Consider the following 16907-nt stretch of genomic DNA (forward strand, 5'->3'; position numbering starts at 1 on the left):
AAAATTATATAAGGCGCTCCTGCAATTCAGGAGTGCCTTTTTTTATGGATTAAACGAATTCTAATCCATAAGCATCAAATTCTAATCGGTGCCCTTTAATTCGGGAGGAAATCATAAATTTGTTAGATATGATTAACATATTGCATATGAAGCTGTTAAAATTGCTCCCTGTATGTGTAGCTATACTTTTACCTTTTACCTGTTTTTCTCAAAATAAGGTGTTAGACAGTCTTTTAACCGAGCTGGAAAAGGCGGATACCGATGCCAAAAAAGTTGAGTTGCTAAATGCTGTGGGAGCAGAATATATTGAAAATGACCCTGCCATGATGATGCAGTATGCCGAAAAAGCCTTAAAACTGGCTCAGCAAAAAAAACTGAAGAAAGGGGAAGGTGAGGCATGGTTTAATATGGGTAATGCCAATATTATGCTGAGTAACTATTCTAAAGCTCTAAAGAGTTTTACAAGTGCGCAGGATATTTTTGAGCAGTTGTTTGCCGAAGATGTTTCAGATAAAAATGAGATTAAAGGATACCTGGCTAAGACCTATGGTAGTATCGGTATTGTTTGTTCAGAGCAGAATAACTATGCCAAGGCTTTGGAATATTATTTTAAGGCACTTAAAATTTATAAGGAAGCTAAACAGCAGCAGATAGTATTCAGGCTTTATAATAATATTGGGATAGTTTATAAAACCCAAGGGGAGTATACCAAGGCTTTAAAGTATTTCAATAAGACTTTGGAAATTCAGAAAGAACTGAACGATGATACTGCCGGAACCACGATAACCAATATTGGTAATATTTATTTGCTGCAAAATAAAAACAAGGAGGCTTTTGCTTCTTATCAGGAGGCGATTAACATATTTGAAAGGTTTGATAGTAAACGTGGACTGGGTGAGTTGTATAACTCTCTTGGTAATTATTACGAGAAAACAGGAGATAAGGCTAAAGCGGAAGAGTATTATAATAAAGGCCTTGAAGTTTTTGAAGGTGTTGGAGAAAAGTATGGTGCTTCGGCATCATTAGGTTTTTTAGGCGATTTATATGCGAAGCAGGGTAAAACCGAACAGGCAGCTGAGTTTCTAAACAAATCATCTGCTTTTGCTCACGAAATAGGAGTTCTTGAACAAGTCAGGACTTCAGAGAAAAGCCTTAGCGATCTGTATGAGAAACAGGGAGATTATAAGCTGGCATTATTACATTACAAAAAATTTGAAGAAGCCAAAGACAGTATTGTTAATGCCGAAAACATTAAGAATATTGTTAGGGAGGAAATGAATTATGAGATGGAGCGTAAAGCTGAGCTTCAGAAGATAGAGAGTGAAAAGAAACAGGCTATTTATAACGAGGAAGTAAAACGACACAATCAACAGATGTTTTTTGTTGTGCTGTTTATACTCCTTATGTTTGGCGTGACCTTCCTGGTATCAAACAGGAGGCAGCTTAAAAAGACGCTTACCCTGCAAAAGGAATTGGCAGAATATGAGCAAAAAGCATTGCACTTGCAAATGAACCCACATTTTGTGTTTAACTGTTTGGGGTCTATTTCCAGTTTTATAGTGCAAAACGGTACAGATTCGGCTATAAAATATCTTTCTAAATTCTCTAAGCTTATGCGTTTAACCTTAGAGTACAGTAAGGAGTCGCTTATTCCTATTGACAAGGAAATTGAAGGGTTACAAAATTACCTGGAGCTGGAACAGCTTCGATTTAATAAGTTGTTTGATTTTTCGATAACCAAAGATTCGCATATAGAAGATGATATGGCTATACCGCCACTGTTGTTGCAGCCTTTTATTGAGAATGCGATTATACACGGGTTGGTTCCTAAAAAGGAAAAAGGGATTATTCATGTTGATTTTGCCTTAAACGGGGATAAGCTTGTTTGCACGGTTACCGATAATGGTATAGGGTTTACCAAATCGAAAGAGCTTAAGGAAAATTCGGTTACGGTTCATAAATCTATGGCACTGGAAATAACAAGAAAAAGGCTTGAGGTAATACAGGCATTTACCTCTAAAACTTCAAAAGTGGAAATAAACGACGTGATTGATGAAAACGGGGAAGCCGCAGGAACCAGGATTGTTTTAAATTTACCAATACAATACGCAACGAACCAGATATGATTACAGCACTACTGATAGACGACGACGCTAACCTGAGAAACGGTATGAAAAGCTTTTTAACACGATATGCACCCGATATAGAAATAGTAGGGGAGGCAGACAGTGTGAAAGCAGGAATAAGTGCTATTGAGTTTCATCAGCCTAATGTTGTGTTTCTGGATATCCAGCTAGGTGATGGTACAGGTTTCGATATACTGGAGCAGGTTATGCAGCGAAAAGGCAGTCTTTCCTGTCATGTGGTGTTTATCACCGCACACGAACAGTATGCTGTAAAGGCATTCCGTTTTAGTGCATTGGATTACCTTTTAAAGCCGGTAGATCCGGAAGATTTGAATAATGTGGTGGATAAGATTAAAAAAACATTGTCAGGAAATGATAACTATGCGCATATTGACCTGCTGCTGGAAAACATACGTAAGAAAGTGGATAAGTTTAAAAGAATAGCACTTTCCACTTCCGATGGTATTCATTTGTTTGAAGTGAGCGATATCATACGTTGTGAATCGCAGGATAATTATACCAAGTTTTATATAAAAGACAATAAGCCGATTTTAATAGCCAAAACACTTAAGGAATATGAAGATTTACTGTCAGAACAGGGCTTTGAACGTATTCATCAGTCACACCTTATAAATCTGGCCTATTTAAAGTCGTATATAAAGAAAGACGGAGGGTATGCTGTAATGGCAGATAACAGTCATTTGCCTATTAGCCAAAGGAAAAAAGAACGTTTGCAGGAAATATTAAAGTCGATGTAACTGCAAATTCTAACTGATAGTAAGCGAATTCTAAACGACAACAGTTGGGAGAAGGATAAAAAAATATATTTGGAAGACCGATTAACCACACACTAAACTAATATGAAAAAGAAATTACTTTATTTATTACTACTGTTCTCGGGTATTGTTAGTGCCCAGATAGTTAATATACCCGATATAAATTTTAAGAATAAACTGTTGTCGGCAAGTATATCTAATGATGTTGCTAAAGATGTTAACGGTAATTCAATTGTTATTGATGTTAACAATGATTATGAGATTCAAGTGAGTGAGGCGCTTTTAGTTTGGGAGTTGAACTTGTTTGGTGCAGGAATAACTGATGCCACTGGTTTGGAGTATTTTACTAATTTGAGAAGCTTAGAATGTTCAAATAATAGTGGTCTTACTTCTTTAGATCTAACGAGTTTAATTAATCTGGAAGGTTTTGATTGTGATGCAGGAACCGGATTAGAGTTTTTAAGCTTTGCAGGTTTGTCCAATCTTCAAACGGTTTATATCTCAGATACGAATCTCGAAACAATTAATCTTACGGGAACAATAGGAATGCAAGAATTTGTATTGGAAGATGTTCCTGTTTCAAATTTAGATTTCTCTTATATTACTGACCTTACTAAATTAGAGCTTTATAATACTAATCTTATAAATATTGATTTAAGTAATTCTTCTTTTCTTCCTCTGTTAAAATGTATTGGTAATAACCTTTTGGAAACCATTAATCTTAAAAATGGGAATAGTTTTTATGTGGGGCTTGGCTCAGATATAAGTGATAACCCCAATCTTAATTTCATATGTGTGGATGAAGGTGAAGAGTCTTTGGTAGAAGGGTTTATTGGTTCTGGTAATAATCCTTCGTACAGTTCTTATTGCTCTTTCACTCCGGGAGGCGATTACAATATTATAACCGGGAATGCTGTTTTTGATGCTGACAGTGACGGTTGTGGTCCGGAAGATTTTCCATATCCTTTTGTAAAACTTAGCATAAATGATGATGCAGAAGAAGGCTATGTTTTTACGAATACAAATGGCGAATATAGCTTTTATACTCAGGAGGGAGATTTTACAGTAACTCCTGAATTTGAGGATGACTGGTTTACAGTAACTCCTGCATCGGTTAACTTCCCGGTAGTAGACGGTTCTGTTTCTGTTCAAAATTTTTGTATAGCACCTAATGGCGTGCATAATGATGTAGAAGTTGTTATGGTGCCAGTAGTACCTGCAATGCCTGGCTTTGATGCTGTGTATAAAATAGTCTATAAAAACAAGGGAAATCAGATAGCTTCAGGAACTGTAGGTTGTGCATGGGATTATCAAATCCTTACACCTGTTGCTTTAGAACCAATGGCTGACGATATAGGGTTGGGAATTTATGGATGGAACTACTCTAACCTGCAGCCATTTGAAAACAGGGAAATTTTAATGACACTGCATGTTAACAGCCCTACGGATGAACCAGCTGTGTATATTGATGATGTATTGCCTTTTACAGCAAATATTAACGGAGGAACAGATGAAAATCCCGGGGATAATGAGTATGTGTTTAATCAGATTGTTATAGGCGCATACGATCCTAATAACATAATATGTATAGAAGGTGAAACTGCATCGGTAGATGATATAGGTAATTATCTGCATTACGTGGTTAATTTTGAAAATACAGGTACCGCAGCAGCTTCTTTTGTTGTAGTTAAACATATTATCAATGAGACTGATTTTGATATTTCGTCGCTTCAGATTTTAAACAGCTCCCATCAGGTTGAAGCAAGAATAACAGGTAATGTTATCGAGTTTATTTTTGCTAATATTAATCTTAATGCCCTTGATCACGGTAATATACTGTTTAAGCTTAAATCTAAAGCTGATTTGGCAGAAGGTGATCAGGTAATGAATCAGGCGAACATTTACTTTGATTATAATTCTCCTGTAGAAACAAATGAAGCTATTACTGAGTTTGCAGGTATTTTAGGAACTGGTGAATTTATTCAGGACACTTCTGTTAAGGTTTATCCTAATCCGGCAACAGATATGATTACTATCATGGCAGATGCTAATTTACAGTCAATAAGCCTGTATGATATACAGGGTAGATTACTGCAAACGCAACTGGTAAACAACAAAGAAACAAAACTTAATATTTCGGATAGGCAAAAAGGAATTTACTTACTTAAAATAACTTCTGATAAGGGAGTTAAGGTGGAAAAAATTGTAAAAGAATAAAATTCCGAAAAAGAAAATCTTCATGATGAAAGGTCGGTTCATATTTTGTACCGGCCTTTTAATTTTTAAGTAAATTATATTCTAAAACGAAACATGCAGATTATTAACAGATTAGTTTTAAAAAATTAATTAAAAAATAGATTTTTAAGGGGTCAAAATGCTCTTATTTTGAATATTTTTCAATTTATATAGCTTCAAAGTAAGAACTTTTGTTTTTTATACGCAGATTTAACGATTTTAATAAGTAATTTTCTTCCTAAATAAATTACAATTTATTAAATTCGCAGGAATATAAAATTTACAAACAAAAATAAACTCAATACATCATGTCAAATATTGCAATATTGGAAATTGATGGCAAAAAATATGAGTTTCCGGTAATTGTGGGAACTGAAAATGAAGTAGCTATCGATATTAATAAGCTTAGAGGTGAAACAGGCGCCATTACTATAGATCCGGGTTATAAAAATTCGGGCTCATGTACCAGTGATATTACCTTTCTGGATGGAGAACAGGGTATTTTACGTTACAGAGGATATTCTATAGAGGATCTTGCCGAAAAATCTAACTTTTTAGAAGTAGCTTATCTTTTAATTTTTGGAGAACTTCCTACTGCAGCTCAAATACAAAAATTTGAGAATGACATAAAAAAATATACACTTGTAAACGAGGAAATGAAAAACATCATTGATGGTTTCCCTAAAACGGCTCACCCAATGGGAGTTTTAGCATCGTTAACAAGTGCTCTTACTGCGTTTAACCCTAAATCGGTTAATGTAGAGAACGAAAAAGAGATGTATGAGGCTGTTTGTAAAACTATGGCTAAGTTTTTAGTTATAGCAACTTGGACTTACAGAAAAAACATGGGTTATCCTCTAAACTATTATGATAACACTAAAGGGTATGTAGAAAACTTTATGCGCTTAATGTTTGAGCTTCCTACAGGTCCTTACAAAATGAATCCTGTTGTTGTTAACGCCCTTGATAAACTATTTATACTTCATGCAGACCACGAGCAAAACTGTTCTACTTCTACAGTAAGAATGGTAGGTTCATCTCATGCAGGTTTATTTGCTTCAATTTCTGCAGGTGTATCTGCACTTTGGGGTCCGCTTCATGGTGGTGCTAACCAGGCTGTGCTTGAAATGCTTGAGGAAATTCAAAAAGATGGTGGTGATGCTGAAAAATTCCTTGCGAAAGCAAAAGATAAAAATGATCCATTCCGTTTAATGGGCTTCGGTCACAGGGTATATAAAAACTTTGACCCAAGAGCAAAAATCATCAAGAAAGCAGCAGACGAGGTTCTTGCAGACTTAGGTGTTGATGATCCGGTACTTGATATCGCTAAAAAACTTGAAAAAGCAGCTCTTGAGGACGATTACTTCAAATCAAGAAACCTGTATCCTAACGTAGATTTCTATTCAGGAATCATTTACAGGGCTATGGGTATACCAACAGAAATGTTTACTGTGCTGTTTGCTATAGGCCGTTTACCGGGTTGGATTGCTCAGTGGAAAGAAATGAGAGTAAACAAAGAGCCAATTGGTCGTCCGAGACAGGTTTACACAGGTAGTCCTCTTAGGGATTTTAAAGATTTAAATAACAGATAATTGTTATCGTTTTAAATAGTTAAGGCTCTGCAATGCAGAGCCTTTTTTGTTAAGGTATTATTATTAATTAGCCTTTAATTGTTATTTGTTTTGTGTAATTAATAGCAAGGAAACTAATATTGTAATAAATGTTTATAATTAGAGGGCATTTTTTATATTTGCCTAAAAGCCAAAAACTATGTTGAATTTAAATATAAAGAACGAAACATCAAGATTAAGGGCTGTTATTCTGGGTACTGCTGTCAGCAACGGGCCAACTCCGGAAATATACGAAGCATACGACCCAAAATCTCTTGAGCACATTAAAGCCGGAACCTATCCTGTAGAAAAGGATATGGTAGAGGAAATGGAAGCTTTTAATAAGGTGTTTGAGAAATATGACGTTAAGGTATACCGTCCTGAAATTATAGAAAACTATAACCAGATATTTAGCCGTGATATCGGTTTTGTAATTGAGGATGTATTCATCAAAGCTAATATTCTTCCTGACAGGGAGAGGGAGCTTGAAGCGATACAATATATCATCGACCAGATTGATCCTGGAAAAGTTGTACGTCCTCCGGATGAAGTACATATAGAAGGGGGAGATGTTATGCCCTGGAACGATCATATCTTTATAGGTACTTATAAGGGTAGCGATTATAAAGATTATATTACTGCAAGAACAAATATGCAGGGTGTAAACTATATAAAAGAGCTTTTCCCTAATAAGATTGTAAAGGAGTTTGATCTTGTAAAGTCTAAAATAGAACCTCGTGATAATGCCCTGCACTTAGATTGCTGCTTCCAGCCTATAGGTACAGATAAGGGAATTATCTATAAAAGCGGTTTCCGTGAAGAGGCAGATTATATGTACCTTGTTAATCTGTTTGGTATGGAAAACCTTTTTCATATCGATAGGGAAGAGATGTATAATATGACATCTAACGTGTTTTCTATAGCACCTGATGTGGTTGTTATAGAAAAGAACTTTACCAGACTAAAAAAATGGTTACTTGAAAGGGACTTTACAGTAGAAGAAGTTCCATATGCTGAAATTGCAAAGCAGGAAGGGCTTTTAAGATGTTCTACCCTGCCTTTAATAAGGCATTAATAATATCCTTATCTTTATATTATGAGACAGATTACAGATACTATACTAATGATACGTCCTGTTGCTTTCAGGATGAATGAACAAACTGCAGTAAACAATTATTATCAGAAGATAATGGATAATCTGCTGCCTGATACTGTTAATGCTAAAGCACAGCAGGAGTTTGATGCTTTTGCAGATAAACTTAAGGCGGCCGGAGTAAATGTAGTTGTTGTGGATGATACCGTCAATCCGGATACTCCTGATTCTATATTCCCAAATAACTGGGTTTCTTTCCATGAAAATGGGGATGTAGCCTTATATCCTATGTTTGCAGAAAACCGCAGGCTGGAGAGAAGGGAAGAGATTCTTGATATGCTGGAGGATAAAGGTTTTGTGATAGAAAATATAGTAGATTATACTTCGGCAGAAGAGGATGATATTTTTCTTGAGGGGACTGGTAGTATCGTTCTTGACAGGGTCAATCATAAAGCCTATTGCGCCTTATCACCTCGTGCCGAAGAGGAACTGTTTATAGAGTTTTGTGAAGATTTTGAATATACTCCTGTTATATTTGAGGCATTCCAGACAGTAGACGGTGAGCGCAAGCATATATACCATACCAATGTAATGATGTGTATTGGTGAGACATTTGCAGTTATTTGCTCAGACTGTATTGATGATAAAAAGGAGCGTAAAATGGTGTTGGATAACCTTAAGTCAGACGGAAAGGAGATTATCCTTCTTACTGAGGAGCAACTAAATCATTTTGCAGGAAATATGTTACAGGTTAGTGGCAATAATAACAAGGGTTATCTCGTTATGAGTGCTTCGGCCCATCAGGTTCTAACTAAAGACCAAATTGCAAAAATTGAAAAACATACAGAAATTTTAAGTTCAAGCCTTGATACCATTGAAGCCTGCGGAGGCGGTAGCGCACGATGCATGATGGCAGAGGTGTTTTTACTTAAACAATAAATATGCTTTCTAAGAAAACTAAATACGGATTAAAGGCTCTTATCTACATTGCTAAGCATTCGGGTACAGAGCCTGTCCTTATATCTGAAATATCGGATCGCGAGCGTATACCCAAAAAGTTCCTTGAAGCTATTCTTTTGGATTTAAAAAAGTTTGGTATTCTTGGGTCTAAAAAGGGTAAGGGTGGAGGATACTACCTGCTTAAAGATCCTAAAGAAATTTCTGCAGCTACAATCATTAGGGTTTTAGACGGTCCTTTAGCCATGCTTCCATGTGTTAGCCTTAACTATTATGAAAAGTGTGATGATTGTCCGGATGAGGCAAAATGTAACCTTAATAAATTTCTTGCACAGGTGAGAGATAACACGCTTAGCCTGCTTCAGCAAAGGTCTTTGTATGATTTGGCGATTTTATAACAAAAAAATTTATACTATTACTCTATAAAATCTATAGACTAATAGTATATTTGAAAAAATTAATACGAGGGAAGACAAATGCTTGATTTGATAAAAGCCAAAAAGAACTTTTCACTAAAAGACAGCCCTAAGATTTCGGCTATAAAAGCAGTGACCTGGCGTATAGTAGGTACTATAGATACAATGATAATTTCCTATATACTAACCGGTAACATTACAATTGCATTTTCTATAGGGAGTGTAGAGGTAATGTCTAAAATGCTGCTTTATTTTTTACATGAAAGGGCCTGGGCAAGATTAACCAGAAAGAATAGTAATGAAGGTAATGGAGAGATTAAAATATCTGAATAAGGAATTACAGGGCAAAAGTATAGAAGAGGCTATTGGTTTTGTACTGCAAAATATAGAGGGTAAAAAGGTTTTTTCTACGTCTTTTGGTATAGAAGACCAGTTGTTAACACACTATATGGTTCCGCATCATAGTCAGGTTTCAGTTTTTACACTGGATACCGGAAGACAGTTTAACGAAACCTACGAGGTGTTTCATAAAACCCAAAAAAAATACACTTCATTAACCATTGAAACTTATTTTCCTGATGAACAGGATGTAAAAGAATATGTTTCCGTAAATGGGATAAATGGTTTTTACGACAGTATAGAAAAGCGAAAATCCTGCTGTTACGTAAGGAAGGTAAAACCGTTACAGCGCGCCATTAAAGGTGCTGATTTATGGATAACAGGCCTGCGTGCAGAACAATCGCAAAACCGGGAAGAGATGGAGTTTTTAGAGTGGGACGAAGTGAACCAGCTTATAAAATTCAATCCTTTATTGCATTACAGTCTTAAACGGGTAGAGCAGGAAATTAATCAGTTTAATATACCCATAAACAGTTTATATAAAAAAGGCTTTCTAAGCATTGGCTGTGCACCCTGTACCAGAGCCCTTGAAGAAGGGGAAGACTTTAGAGCAGGCCGCTGGTGGTGGGAAAACGGAAAAAAAGAATGCGGACTGCATATTCATCAGGATAAAAATTATTAATCATGACACATTACATACAATCACATCTGCAAACGCTGGAGGATGAAAGTATTTATATAATACGGGAAGTAGTGGCACAGTTTCAAAAACCGGTGTTGCTTTTTTCCGGGGGAAAAGACTCCATAACGCTGGCAAGGCTGGCGCAAAAAGCTTTTTACCCAGCAAAAATACCATTCCCGTTTTTGCATATAGATACCGGGCATAATTTCCCTGAAACTATTGAATTTAGAGATCAGCTTGTAAAGGAACTTGGTGTTGAACTTATTGTACGCTATGTACAGGATAGTATAGACCAAAAGAAAGTACAGGAAGAAACAGGTAAATATGCAAGCCGTAACGCATTGCAAACTGTAACCCTGCTGGATGCTATTGAAGAGTTTGGTTTTGATGCCTGTATGGGCGGAGCAAGACGCGATGAGGAAAAATCCAGGGCTAAAGAAAGAATATTCTCCGTAAGGGATGACTTTGGACAATGGGATGCAAAAAAACAACGTCCTGAGTTATTCAATATACTGAATGGTAAAATACACTTTGGCGAAAATGTAAGGGCATTTCCTATAAGCAACTGGACCGAAGAGGATGTGTGGAATTACATTGCACAGGAAGAAATTGGTTTGCCAAGTATTTATTTTGCCCATAAGCGTAAACTGGTGAAAAGGGATGGTGCCTTTTTAGCGCATTCTGATTATCTGAACCTAGTGGAAACCGATGAGATAGTAGAATCGATTGTACGTTTCAGAACTGTAGGGGATATGACCTGTACGGCTGCTTTCGTTTCGGAAGCCAATACAATACCTGATATTATGTATGAAAACAAATCTTCCAAATCTTCGGAGAGAGGTGCCAGAATGGACGATAAACGTTCGGAAGCGGCATTGGAACAAAGAAAGAAAGGAGGGTATTTTTAAGATATGGATTTACTTAGAATTAATACGGCCGGTAGTGTAGACGACGGCAAGAGTACACTTATAGGGCGATTTTTAAACGATAGCCATGCACTTACCATAGAGCAGGAAGAGCTGATAATAAAAAAGACCAAGGAAAAAGGACTTGAAGATCTTGATTTTTCGGTTATAACTGACGGACTTATTGCCGAAAGAGAACAGGGAATTACCATTGATGTGGCTCATATATACTTTTCTTCAGATAAGAGAAAATTTATTATAGCCGATAGTCCAGGCCATGTGGAATATACGCGTAACATGGTTACGGGAGCTTCTAATTCGGAGGTTTCGATTATTCTTATTGATGCCCGAAAGGGATTATTGGAGCAAACATACAGGCATTATTTTATAAGTAATCTGCTAAGGCTAAAAACGGTTGTTTTCTGTATCAATAAAATGGATCTGGTGCAATTTAGTGAAGATGTGTTTTTATCTATTGCGGCGGACATCAATAAGATGGCAGGCAAGTTTGAGTATAAGCCTCATGTGCATATTTTACCTATCAGTTCGCTTAAGGGGGATAATGTGGTAAACCATTCTGAAGCTATGCAATGGTATACCGGGCAAACCCTTTCGGAAGTACTGCATGATATAAAACCGGGAGAAGCGCAAACTGCTGATTTTAGATTTGATGTTCAGCAGGTAATGCATGTGCAAAATAACGAGTTTATAGATTACAGGGCTTATGCCGGAAGGGTGATAAGTGGCAGTATAGCTATAGGGGATGAGGTTATAGTGCTTCCTTCCGGTCAAAAAAGTAAAGTGGCCGAATTACGTAAGTTTACCAATACTTTTAATGAGGTTAAAACAGGGCAGTCTATACAGCTAAGACTGGAAGACGATGTGGATGTTAGCCGTGGTATGATGCTGGTGAAAGATAATGATGAAAAGTTATTGTCTAAAGATATAAAGGCTACACTGGTTTGGCTTGATGAAAAACAAACAATTCCGGGAGGCAGGTATTTACTGCAGGCCGGAACCAGAACAGTACAGTGCAAACTCCAGCAGATTGAAGCGGTTATTCCGCCTGAAAATCCGGAGGAGTTGGTTCAGGCTGATACACTTAAGTTAAATGATATTGCCAGGGTAAGTTTAAAAACAGCTACTCCGGCATTTATAGACTCTTTTGAAAATAATAGGCTTAACGGAGCCTTTATAATAATAGATCCGCAAACTAACAATACCGTAGGTGTCGGTTTTTCGGAATAATCAGAGTGTTCGTAATAATAAACCCCGCTTTAAGCGGGGTTTTGTTTATTTAATCTGTATCGTTTGGAGTATGTTAACTACCGAACTGCTTATGTATTGTATACCAATGGCAATAACTATAAAACCAATTATTCTTGAAATGGCAACGATACCCGATGCTCCTAAAATCCTGGAAAGGTAGTGTGCACTTCTCATTACTAAAAAGATTACTATGGCTACCGAAGCTATGGCAATACAGGCAATAACCTTTTGCATGATATCTGTATAATCCTGATAAAGGGCTATAAGCAACGACATAGATCCCGGGCCTGCCAGCATAGGGATAGCAAGTGGCGTTAGTGCGATGTCGTTTCTCTTTTGGGCATCATTAGCTACTTTTTTGTTCACCCCTCTTGTTTTACTGAACTTGCCGGATAGTAAAGCAAATCCTGAATTTACAATAATAAAGCCTCCGGCAATACGAAGGGCATCAATACTAATTCCGAAAAATGCCAGTATGTACTGTCCTATAAAAAATGATATGATAAGGATGATAAATACATTAACTGCGGTCCAGAAAGAAATACGGGAACGTTCGGCTTTGGTGTCATCCTGTGTAAGTCCTACAAAAATAGGTACAGCTCCTAAAGGGTTAATAACTGAAAATAGTGCGGCAAAAATGTAGATAAATAATTCCATGAACGATTGTTGGTTTTTTTTCTATTGTAAATTTAATAAGAAAATATGGGCGGGCAATTGAAAGGTATTTATTAAAGCATTAATTATTTCCTTATTTTTAGACAATAATAACACCTTATGAAAACAAAAATATTACTATTTGTTATACTCCTTTTAACTGTCACGGCACTTAAGGCACAATCTGTTTCAGGCTATGTATATGATGAGAAGGAAGATATACCTCTCGAAGGGGCTTTTGTATATCTGGACGGGACTACTTATTCTGCAAGTACCGATTCAAACGGGGCTTTTAGCATAAATACCGGGCAACAGCTCTCGGCTGCTTTAGTAGTAAAGTATATGGGATATCAGACCAGGATAGTTCAAAATCCTTTTTCCTATGAGGGTAAAATTAAAATCCTTTTAAAGGAAGATGCCATAAAAATGGAAGAGGTGGTAATAAACAAAAAGACTGCTTTTTCGAGAAAAGAGATGCTACAAGTATTCAGGGAGCAGTTTTTAGGAAAGACAAAAGCAGGAAAATCCTGTAAAATACTTAATGAAGACGATATAATATTGTATTATGATTTAGCTACAAATACATTAAAGGCCGAAGCAAATAAACCGATTCAGATAACTAACAAAAAGCTGAAATATGAAGTGCAGTTTGATTTGGTTGATTTTCAGGTGCATTTTGGCAGGAAGACGCTTTCACCCTTTGCCATGCAAACAAGTTTTTATGCCGGAACAAGTTTTTTTAAGGATGTCTCTAAAAAGGAAAGTATTAAAGAAGATAGGGATGAGGTTTACAAAGGATCTTTATTGCATTTTATGCGGGCCATCGCGGCGAATGAATGGAATGAAGAGAAATATGCACTTTATGTAGAGAGTTTTCCTGCTAACCCAAATGACTATTTTAAAGTAAGCGATACACTGGATTATAAAAAAGTAACCTGTTTAAAAACTAAAGTTTCTATACCTGAAACGAATGTGAAAATTCAAATGAATAAGGAGCTTAGTGAAAGGACTTTAGAAGCTCCGAAAGAAAGAAATATACGTTTTGCCGTACTGCATGACGGAGAGCAACAGTCTTTTTTTGAAATGAATGCCGATCATTTTTATATAGGTAGTAATGGTTTATTCTGGCCTATAACCTCAATGGTGTTTGGCGGATATTTTGGAGAACTTAAAGTAGGGGATATGCTGCCTGCCGACTATACTTATATAGATAATTAACTATGTTATCGTTAGGCTAAAAAGATTTGAGAAGTTACTTCCTTTACTTATTTTTGATATAAACTTATTTGCCATGAAAACAGAAAAAAAAACATTAGTAATGGGAGCTTCCACTAATCCCGACAGGTATGCTTACAGAGCTGTAAAAATGCTTCAGCAGTATGGGCACCCTGTAGTAGCTATTGGAAAAAAGGAAGAAGATTTTGGTAATATTCATATAGAGAAAGAACTTATCCATTTTGACGGAGTGGATACGGTAACATTGTACCTTAACCCAATGAATCAAAAGCAATATTACGACTATATAGTAAGCCTGAAACCAAAAAGGGTAGTATTTAATCCCGGTACAGAAAACCCTGAGCTATATGCTATTCTTAAGGAAAATAACATTGAGGTTGAGGTGGCCTGTACGCTTGTTATGCTTTCTGTTGGGAACTACTAACCAATGTCTTTTTACTGATGCATAGTAAAAGTATGAAAGTAATAAGTCCGTTTACAATTATCAGTTCATTGTCAAAAACATAATCACCGAATAATACGTTTGAATTAAGGCTTAATGCCAGAGTAAGTAAAGGGGAGGCTATACACACTAACGGAGTAAGCTTATCCCTTAAGGTGAGATTCTTTATAAACAGTCCAAAGGCATATAATCCCAGTAACGGACCATAAGTGTAAGAAGCAATTCTGAATATCATACTTACTACAGAGTTGTCGTTTATGATATTGAAAACTATAATTACCAAAAACATAAGTAATGAAAAGGATATGTGTACCCAATGCCTGGTTCTAACCACATTGGGCTTGTTCGCATTTTCTGTTTTATCCATTCCTAAAAAGTCCACACAAAAAGATGTGGTTAATGCCGTAAGGGCCGAGTCGGTTGTTGCAAATGTGGCTGCGGTTAAACCCAACAAGAATATTACCGACGGTATAAGTGCCAGATGATGAAAGGCAATTTCCGGGAATAGCAAGTCGGTTCTTGGTTTGCCGTCTACAAGAGGGACATCTACACCGTTTTTATTGGCGTAAATATAAAGTAAGGCACCAACCCCAAGGAAAAATAGGTTGATTACCACAAATATCCCTGTAAAGGTAAACATGTTTTTTTGAGCTTCACCTATATTTTTACAGCTCAGGTTTTTCTGCATAAGGTCCTGATCAAGGCCTACCATAGCTATGGTGACGAAAATCCCGCCCAGTATCTGTTTTATAAAGTGGAAACGGCTTCCTATAAAGTCTTCAAAGAAGAATATTTTTGAATAGTTGCTTTCCTTTACAGTTTCAAAAGCCTGTGGCAGGCTAAGGTCTAAGCTCTCGCATATAAAGTAAATGGTAAAGAATACCGAAGAGACTATAAAGAAGGTTTGAAGCGTATCGGTAATAATAATCGTTTTTAAACCACCCTTATAGGTGTAAGCAAATATGAGTATAAGCGATATTAATACCGTAGCCCAAAAGGGAACACCAAAAGAATCGAAAACATAACGTTGCAGTACAATTACAACCAGATATAACCTGAAAGCCGAACCTATAGTTCTGCTTATTAAAAATATCATGGCTGCTGTCTTATAGCTGTATTGTCCTAATCTGTTTTCTATATAACCATAAATAGAGGTCAGGTTCAGTCTATAATAAAGAGGCAACAATACCTTGGCTATAAGTATAAAGCCTATGGCATTACCCAATACAAACTGAAAGTATTTAAACTGCTCTCCGTTAGGAGAACCCACTTCGCCCGGTACAGAAATAAATGTAACCCCCGATAGCGCCGTACCAATCATACCAAAAGCAACCAGATACCATTTGGAATTTTTATTGGCTTTAAAAAAGGCGTCGTTTCCGCTGTCTTTTTTGCTTACTAGCCTGGATATGGCAATTAGTACCCCAAAGTATACTATTATTATTGATAAGATGGTTATTGGCTGCATAAAATAAGTTTGTATACAAAACAAATAAAAAATATTACAATATACTCACAATTTGCAGGTTTTGTACATTTGCATTTATGGAAATGTCTTCAAAATTACTGGAAAGGGCAGTGGCTGAAATTTCTCAGCTACCGGGTATAGGGAAACGAACGGCCTTAAGGCTGGCATTACATTTATTAAAGCAACCTAAAGATATGACAGAACATCTTACAGGAGCTATTTTAAAGATGCGTGAGGAGATACGTTTTTGCAGGGAATGCCACAATATATCTGATGTTGAGGTGTGTGAAATTTGCAGTAACCTTTCCAGGGATAAATCGGTTATTTGTGTGGTTGAGGATATAAGAGATGTAATGGCAATAGAAAACACCGGACTGTTTAAAGGTATTTACCATGTGTTGGGAGGGAAAATATCTCCTATAGATGGTATAGGCCCAAGCCAGCTTAATATTGTCACACTGGTAGAAAAGGTAAAAACCGGAGTAGCCAAAGAGCTTATTTTTGCATTAAGCTCTACTATGGAAGGTGATACCACCAATTTTTATATCTACAAGCAGATTAAGGATTATAATATAGTACTTTCGGCTATTGCAAGAGGTATAGCAGTGGGTGATGAGCTTGAGTTTGCCGATGAGGTAACCTTAGGAAGAAGTATTATACACAGGGTGCCGTTTGAAAGCAGCCTTAAAAACTCATAAA

Annotated in this window: 16 protein-coding genes; 14 read left to right on the forward strand and 2 right to left on the reverse strand. The window is 36.6% G+C overall.

The genetic code is table 11. The annotated features are described in order from the left end of the window. The first annotated feature begins 146 nt into the window (after positions 1-146). The 11 genes from NU09_RS00755 (at position 147) to NU09_RS00805 (ending at position 12387) form a co-directional block, all read left to right on the forward strand. Positions 147-2126 carry a tetratricopeptide repeat protein gene (locus tag NU09_RS00755; RefSeq protein ID WP_165357628.1) on the forward strand — a complete coding sequence of 660 codons (1980 nt, stop codon included), beginning with the start codon at positions 147-149 and terminating at the stop codon, positions 2124-2126. After that, a complete protein-coding gene (locus tag NU09_RS00760) occupies positions 2123-2884 on the forward strand; it encodes a LytR/AlgR family response regulator transcription factor (RefSeq protein ID WP_129749337.1) in 762 nt (253 codons plus the stop codon). Before NU09_RS00755 ends, NU09_RS00760 begins: the two co-directional genes overlap by 4 nt. Positions 2885-2986: 102 nt before the next feature. Continuing rightward, positions 2987-5119 carry a T9SS type A sorting domain-containing protein gene (locus NU09_RS00765; protein ID WP_129749338.1) on the forward strand — a complete coding sequence of 711 codons (2133 nt, stop codon included), beginning with the start codon at positions 2987-2989 and terminating at the stop codon, positions 5117-5119. Positions 5120-5445: 326 nt separating this feature from the next. After that, positions 5446-6729 (forward strand): citrate synthase, encoded by a 1284-nt coding sequence (locus NU09_RS00770; RefSeq protein ID WP_129749339.1) that lies wholly within the window; start codon positions 5446-5448, stop codon positions 6727-6729. A gap of 178 nt (positions 6730-6907) precedes the next feature. Beyond that, a complete protein-coding gene (locus NU09_RS00775) occupies positions 6908-7822 on the forward strand; it encodes a dimethylarginine dimethylaminohydrolase family protein (RefSeq protein WP_129749340.1) in 915 nt (304 codons plus the stop codon). A gap of 21 nt (positions 7823-7843) precedes the next feature. After that, on the forward strand, positions 7844-8779 hold the full coding sequence (gene ctlX / locus NU09_RS00780) for a citrulline utilization hydrolase CtlX (RefSeq protein ID WP_129749341.1): 936 nt from the start codon (positions 7844-7846) through the stop codon (positions 8777-8779). A gap of 2 nt (positions 8780-8781) precedes the next feature. Next, positions 8782-9195 (forward strand): RrF2 family transcriptional regulator, encoded by a 414-nt coding sequence (locus NU09_RS00785; RefSeq protein ID WP_129749342.1) that lies wholly within the window; start codon positions 8782-8784, stop codon positions 9193-9195. Positions 9196-9273: 78 nt separating this feature from the next. After that, the gene (locus NU09_RS00790) at positions 9274-9546 is read left to right on the forward strand and encodes a DUF2061 domain-containing protein (protein ID WP_129749343.1); all 273 of its coding nucleotides are present in this window, start codon (positions 9274-9276) and stop codon (positions 9544-9546) included. After that, positions 9521-10234, forward strand: a complete 714-nt coding sequence (locus tag NU09_RS00795) for a phosphoadenylyl-sulfate reductase (RefSeq protein WP_207209740.1) — start codon at positions 9521-9523, stop codon at positions 10232-10234. Before NU09_RS00790 ends, NU09_RS00795 begins: the two co-directional genes overlap by 26 nt. A 2-nt stretch (positions 10235-10236) precedes the next feature. Further along, positions 10237-11142 (forward strand): sulfate adenylyltransferase subunit CysD, encoded by a 906-nt coding sequence (cysD, locus tag NU09_RS00800; protein WP_129749345.1) that lies wholly within the window; start codon positions 10237-10239, stop codon positions 11140-11142. Between the two features lie 3 nt (positions 11143-11145). Further along, the gene (locus NU09_RS00805) at positions 11146-12387 is read left to right on the forward strand and encodes a sulfate adenylyltransferase subunit 1 (protein WP_129749346.1); all 1242 of its coding nucleotides are present in this window, start codon (positions 11146-11148) and stop codon (positions 12385-12387) included. Positions 12388-12432: 45 nt separating this feature from the next. On the opposite strand, the gene NU09_RS00810 is transcribed toward NU09_RS00805, so the two are convergent. Continuing rightward, positions 12433-13065, reverse strand: a complete 633-nt coding sequence (locus tag NU09_RS00810) for a MarC family NAAT transporter (protein WP_129749347.1) — start codon at positions 13063-13065, stop codon at positions 12433-12435. 117 nt (positions 13066-13182) lie between these two features. Between NU09_RS00810 and NU09_RS00815 the strand changes: the two genes are divergently transcribed. Next, entirely contained in the window at positions 13183-14280 is a 1098-nt protein-coding gene (locus NU09_RS00815) for a carboxypeptidase-like regulatory domain-containing protein (protein ID WP_129749348.1), read from the forward strand. A 73-nt stretch (positions 14281-14353) separates the two neighbouring features. Next, positions 14354-14722, forward strand: coding sequence for a CoA-binding protein (locus NU09_RS00820; RefSeq protein WP_129749349.1), 369 nt, complete (start codon positions 14354-14356; stop codon positions 14720-14722). Here NU09_RS00820 and NU09_RS00825 read toward each other — a convergent pair. Next, positions 14697-16208: a sodium:solute symporter gene (locus NU09_RS00825; protein ID WP_129749350.1), complete on the reverse strand. Its 1512-nt coding sequence runs from the start codon at positions 16206-16208 to the stop codon at positions 14697-14699. The genes NU09_RS00820 and NU09_RS00825 overlap by 26 nt on opposite strands. A 77-nt stretch (positions 16209-16285) precedes the next feature. Here NU09_RS00825 and recR point away from each other — a divergent pair, with 77 nt between their 5' ends. Next, positions 16286-16906 carry a recombination mediator RecR gene (gene recR, locus NU09_RS00830; protein ID WP_129749351.1) on the forward strand — a complete coding sequence of 207 codons (621 nt, stop codon included), beginning with the start codon at positions 16286-16288 and terminating at the stop codon, positions 16904-16906. Position 16907 lies beyond the last annotated feature (1 nt).

The organism is Flavobacterium beibuense (assembly GCF_004151245.1).
Lineage (GTDB): Bacteria > Bacteroidota > Bacteroidia > Flavobacteriales > Flavobacteriaceae > Flavobacterium > Flavobacterium beibuense_A.

Excerpts from the sequence above, each read along its gene's own strand:
- NU09_RS00755 (WP_165357628.1), top strand. The coding sequence starts at position 147 with ATGAAGCTGTTAAAATTGCTCCCTGTATGTGTAGCTATACTTTTACCT.
- NU09_RS00760 (WP_129749337.1), top strand. The coding sequence starts at position 2,123 with ATGATTACAGCACTACTGATAGACGACGACGCTAACCTGAGAAACGGT.
- NU09_RS00765 (WP_129749338.1), top strand. The coding sequence starts at position 2,987 with ATGAAAAAGAAATTACTTTATTTATTACTACTGTTCTCGGGTATTGTT.
- NU09_RS00770 (WP_129749339.1), top strand. The coding sequence starts at position 5,446 with ATGTCAAATATTGCAATATTGGAAATTGATGGCAAAAAATATGAGTTT.
- NU09_RS00775 (WP_129749340.1), top strand. The coding sequence starts at position 6,908 with ATGTTGAATTTAAATATAAAGAACGAAACATCAAGATTAAGGGCTGTT.
- ctlX (WP_129749341.1), top strand. The coding sequence starts at position 7,844 with ATGAGACAGATTACAGATACTATACTAATGATACGTCCTGTTGCTTTC.
- NU09_RS00785 (WP_129749342.1), top strand. The coding sequence starts at position 8,782 with ATGCTTTCTAAGAAAACTAAATACGGATTAAAGGCTCTTATCTACATT.
- NU09_RS00790 (WP_129749343.1), top strand. The coding sequence starts at position 9,274 with ATGCTTGATTTGATAAAAGCCAAAAAGAACTTTTCACTAAAAGACAGC.
- NU09_RS00795 (WP_207209740.1), top strand. The coding sequence starts at position 9,521 with ATGGAGAGATTAAAATATCTGAATAAGGAATTACAGGGCAAAAGTATA.
- cysD (WP_129749345.1), top strand. The coding sequence starts at position 10,237 with ATGACACATTACATACAATCACATCTGCAAACGCTGGAGGATGAAAGT.
- NU09_RS00805 (WP_129749346.1), top strand. The coding sequence starts at position 11,146 with ATGGATTTACTTAGAATTAATACGGCCGGTAGTGTAGACGACGGCAAG.
- NU09_RS00810 (WP_129749347.1), bottom strand. The coding sequence starts at position 13,065 with ATGGAATTATTTATCTACATTTTTGCCGCACTATTTTCAGTTATTAAC.
- NU09_RS00815 (WP_129749348.1), top strand. The coding sequence starts at position 13,183 with ATGAAAACAAAAATATTACTATTTGTTATACTCCTTTTAACTGTCACG.
- NU09_RS00820 (WP_129749349.1), top strand. The coding sequence starts at position 14,354 with ATGAAAACAGAAAAAAAAACATTAGTAATGGGAGCTTCCACTAATCCC.
- NU09_RS00825 (WP_129749350.1), bottom strand. The coding sequence starts at position 16,208 with ATGCAGCCAATAACCATCTTATCAATAATAATAGTATACTTTGGGGTA.
- recR (WP_129749351.1), top strand. The coding sequence starts at position 16,286 with ATGGAAATGTCTTCAAAATTACTGGAAAGGGCAGTGGCTGAAATTTCT.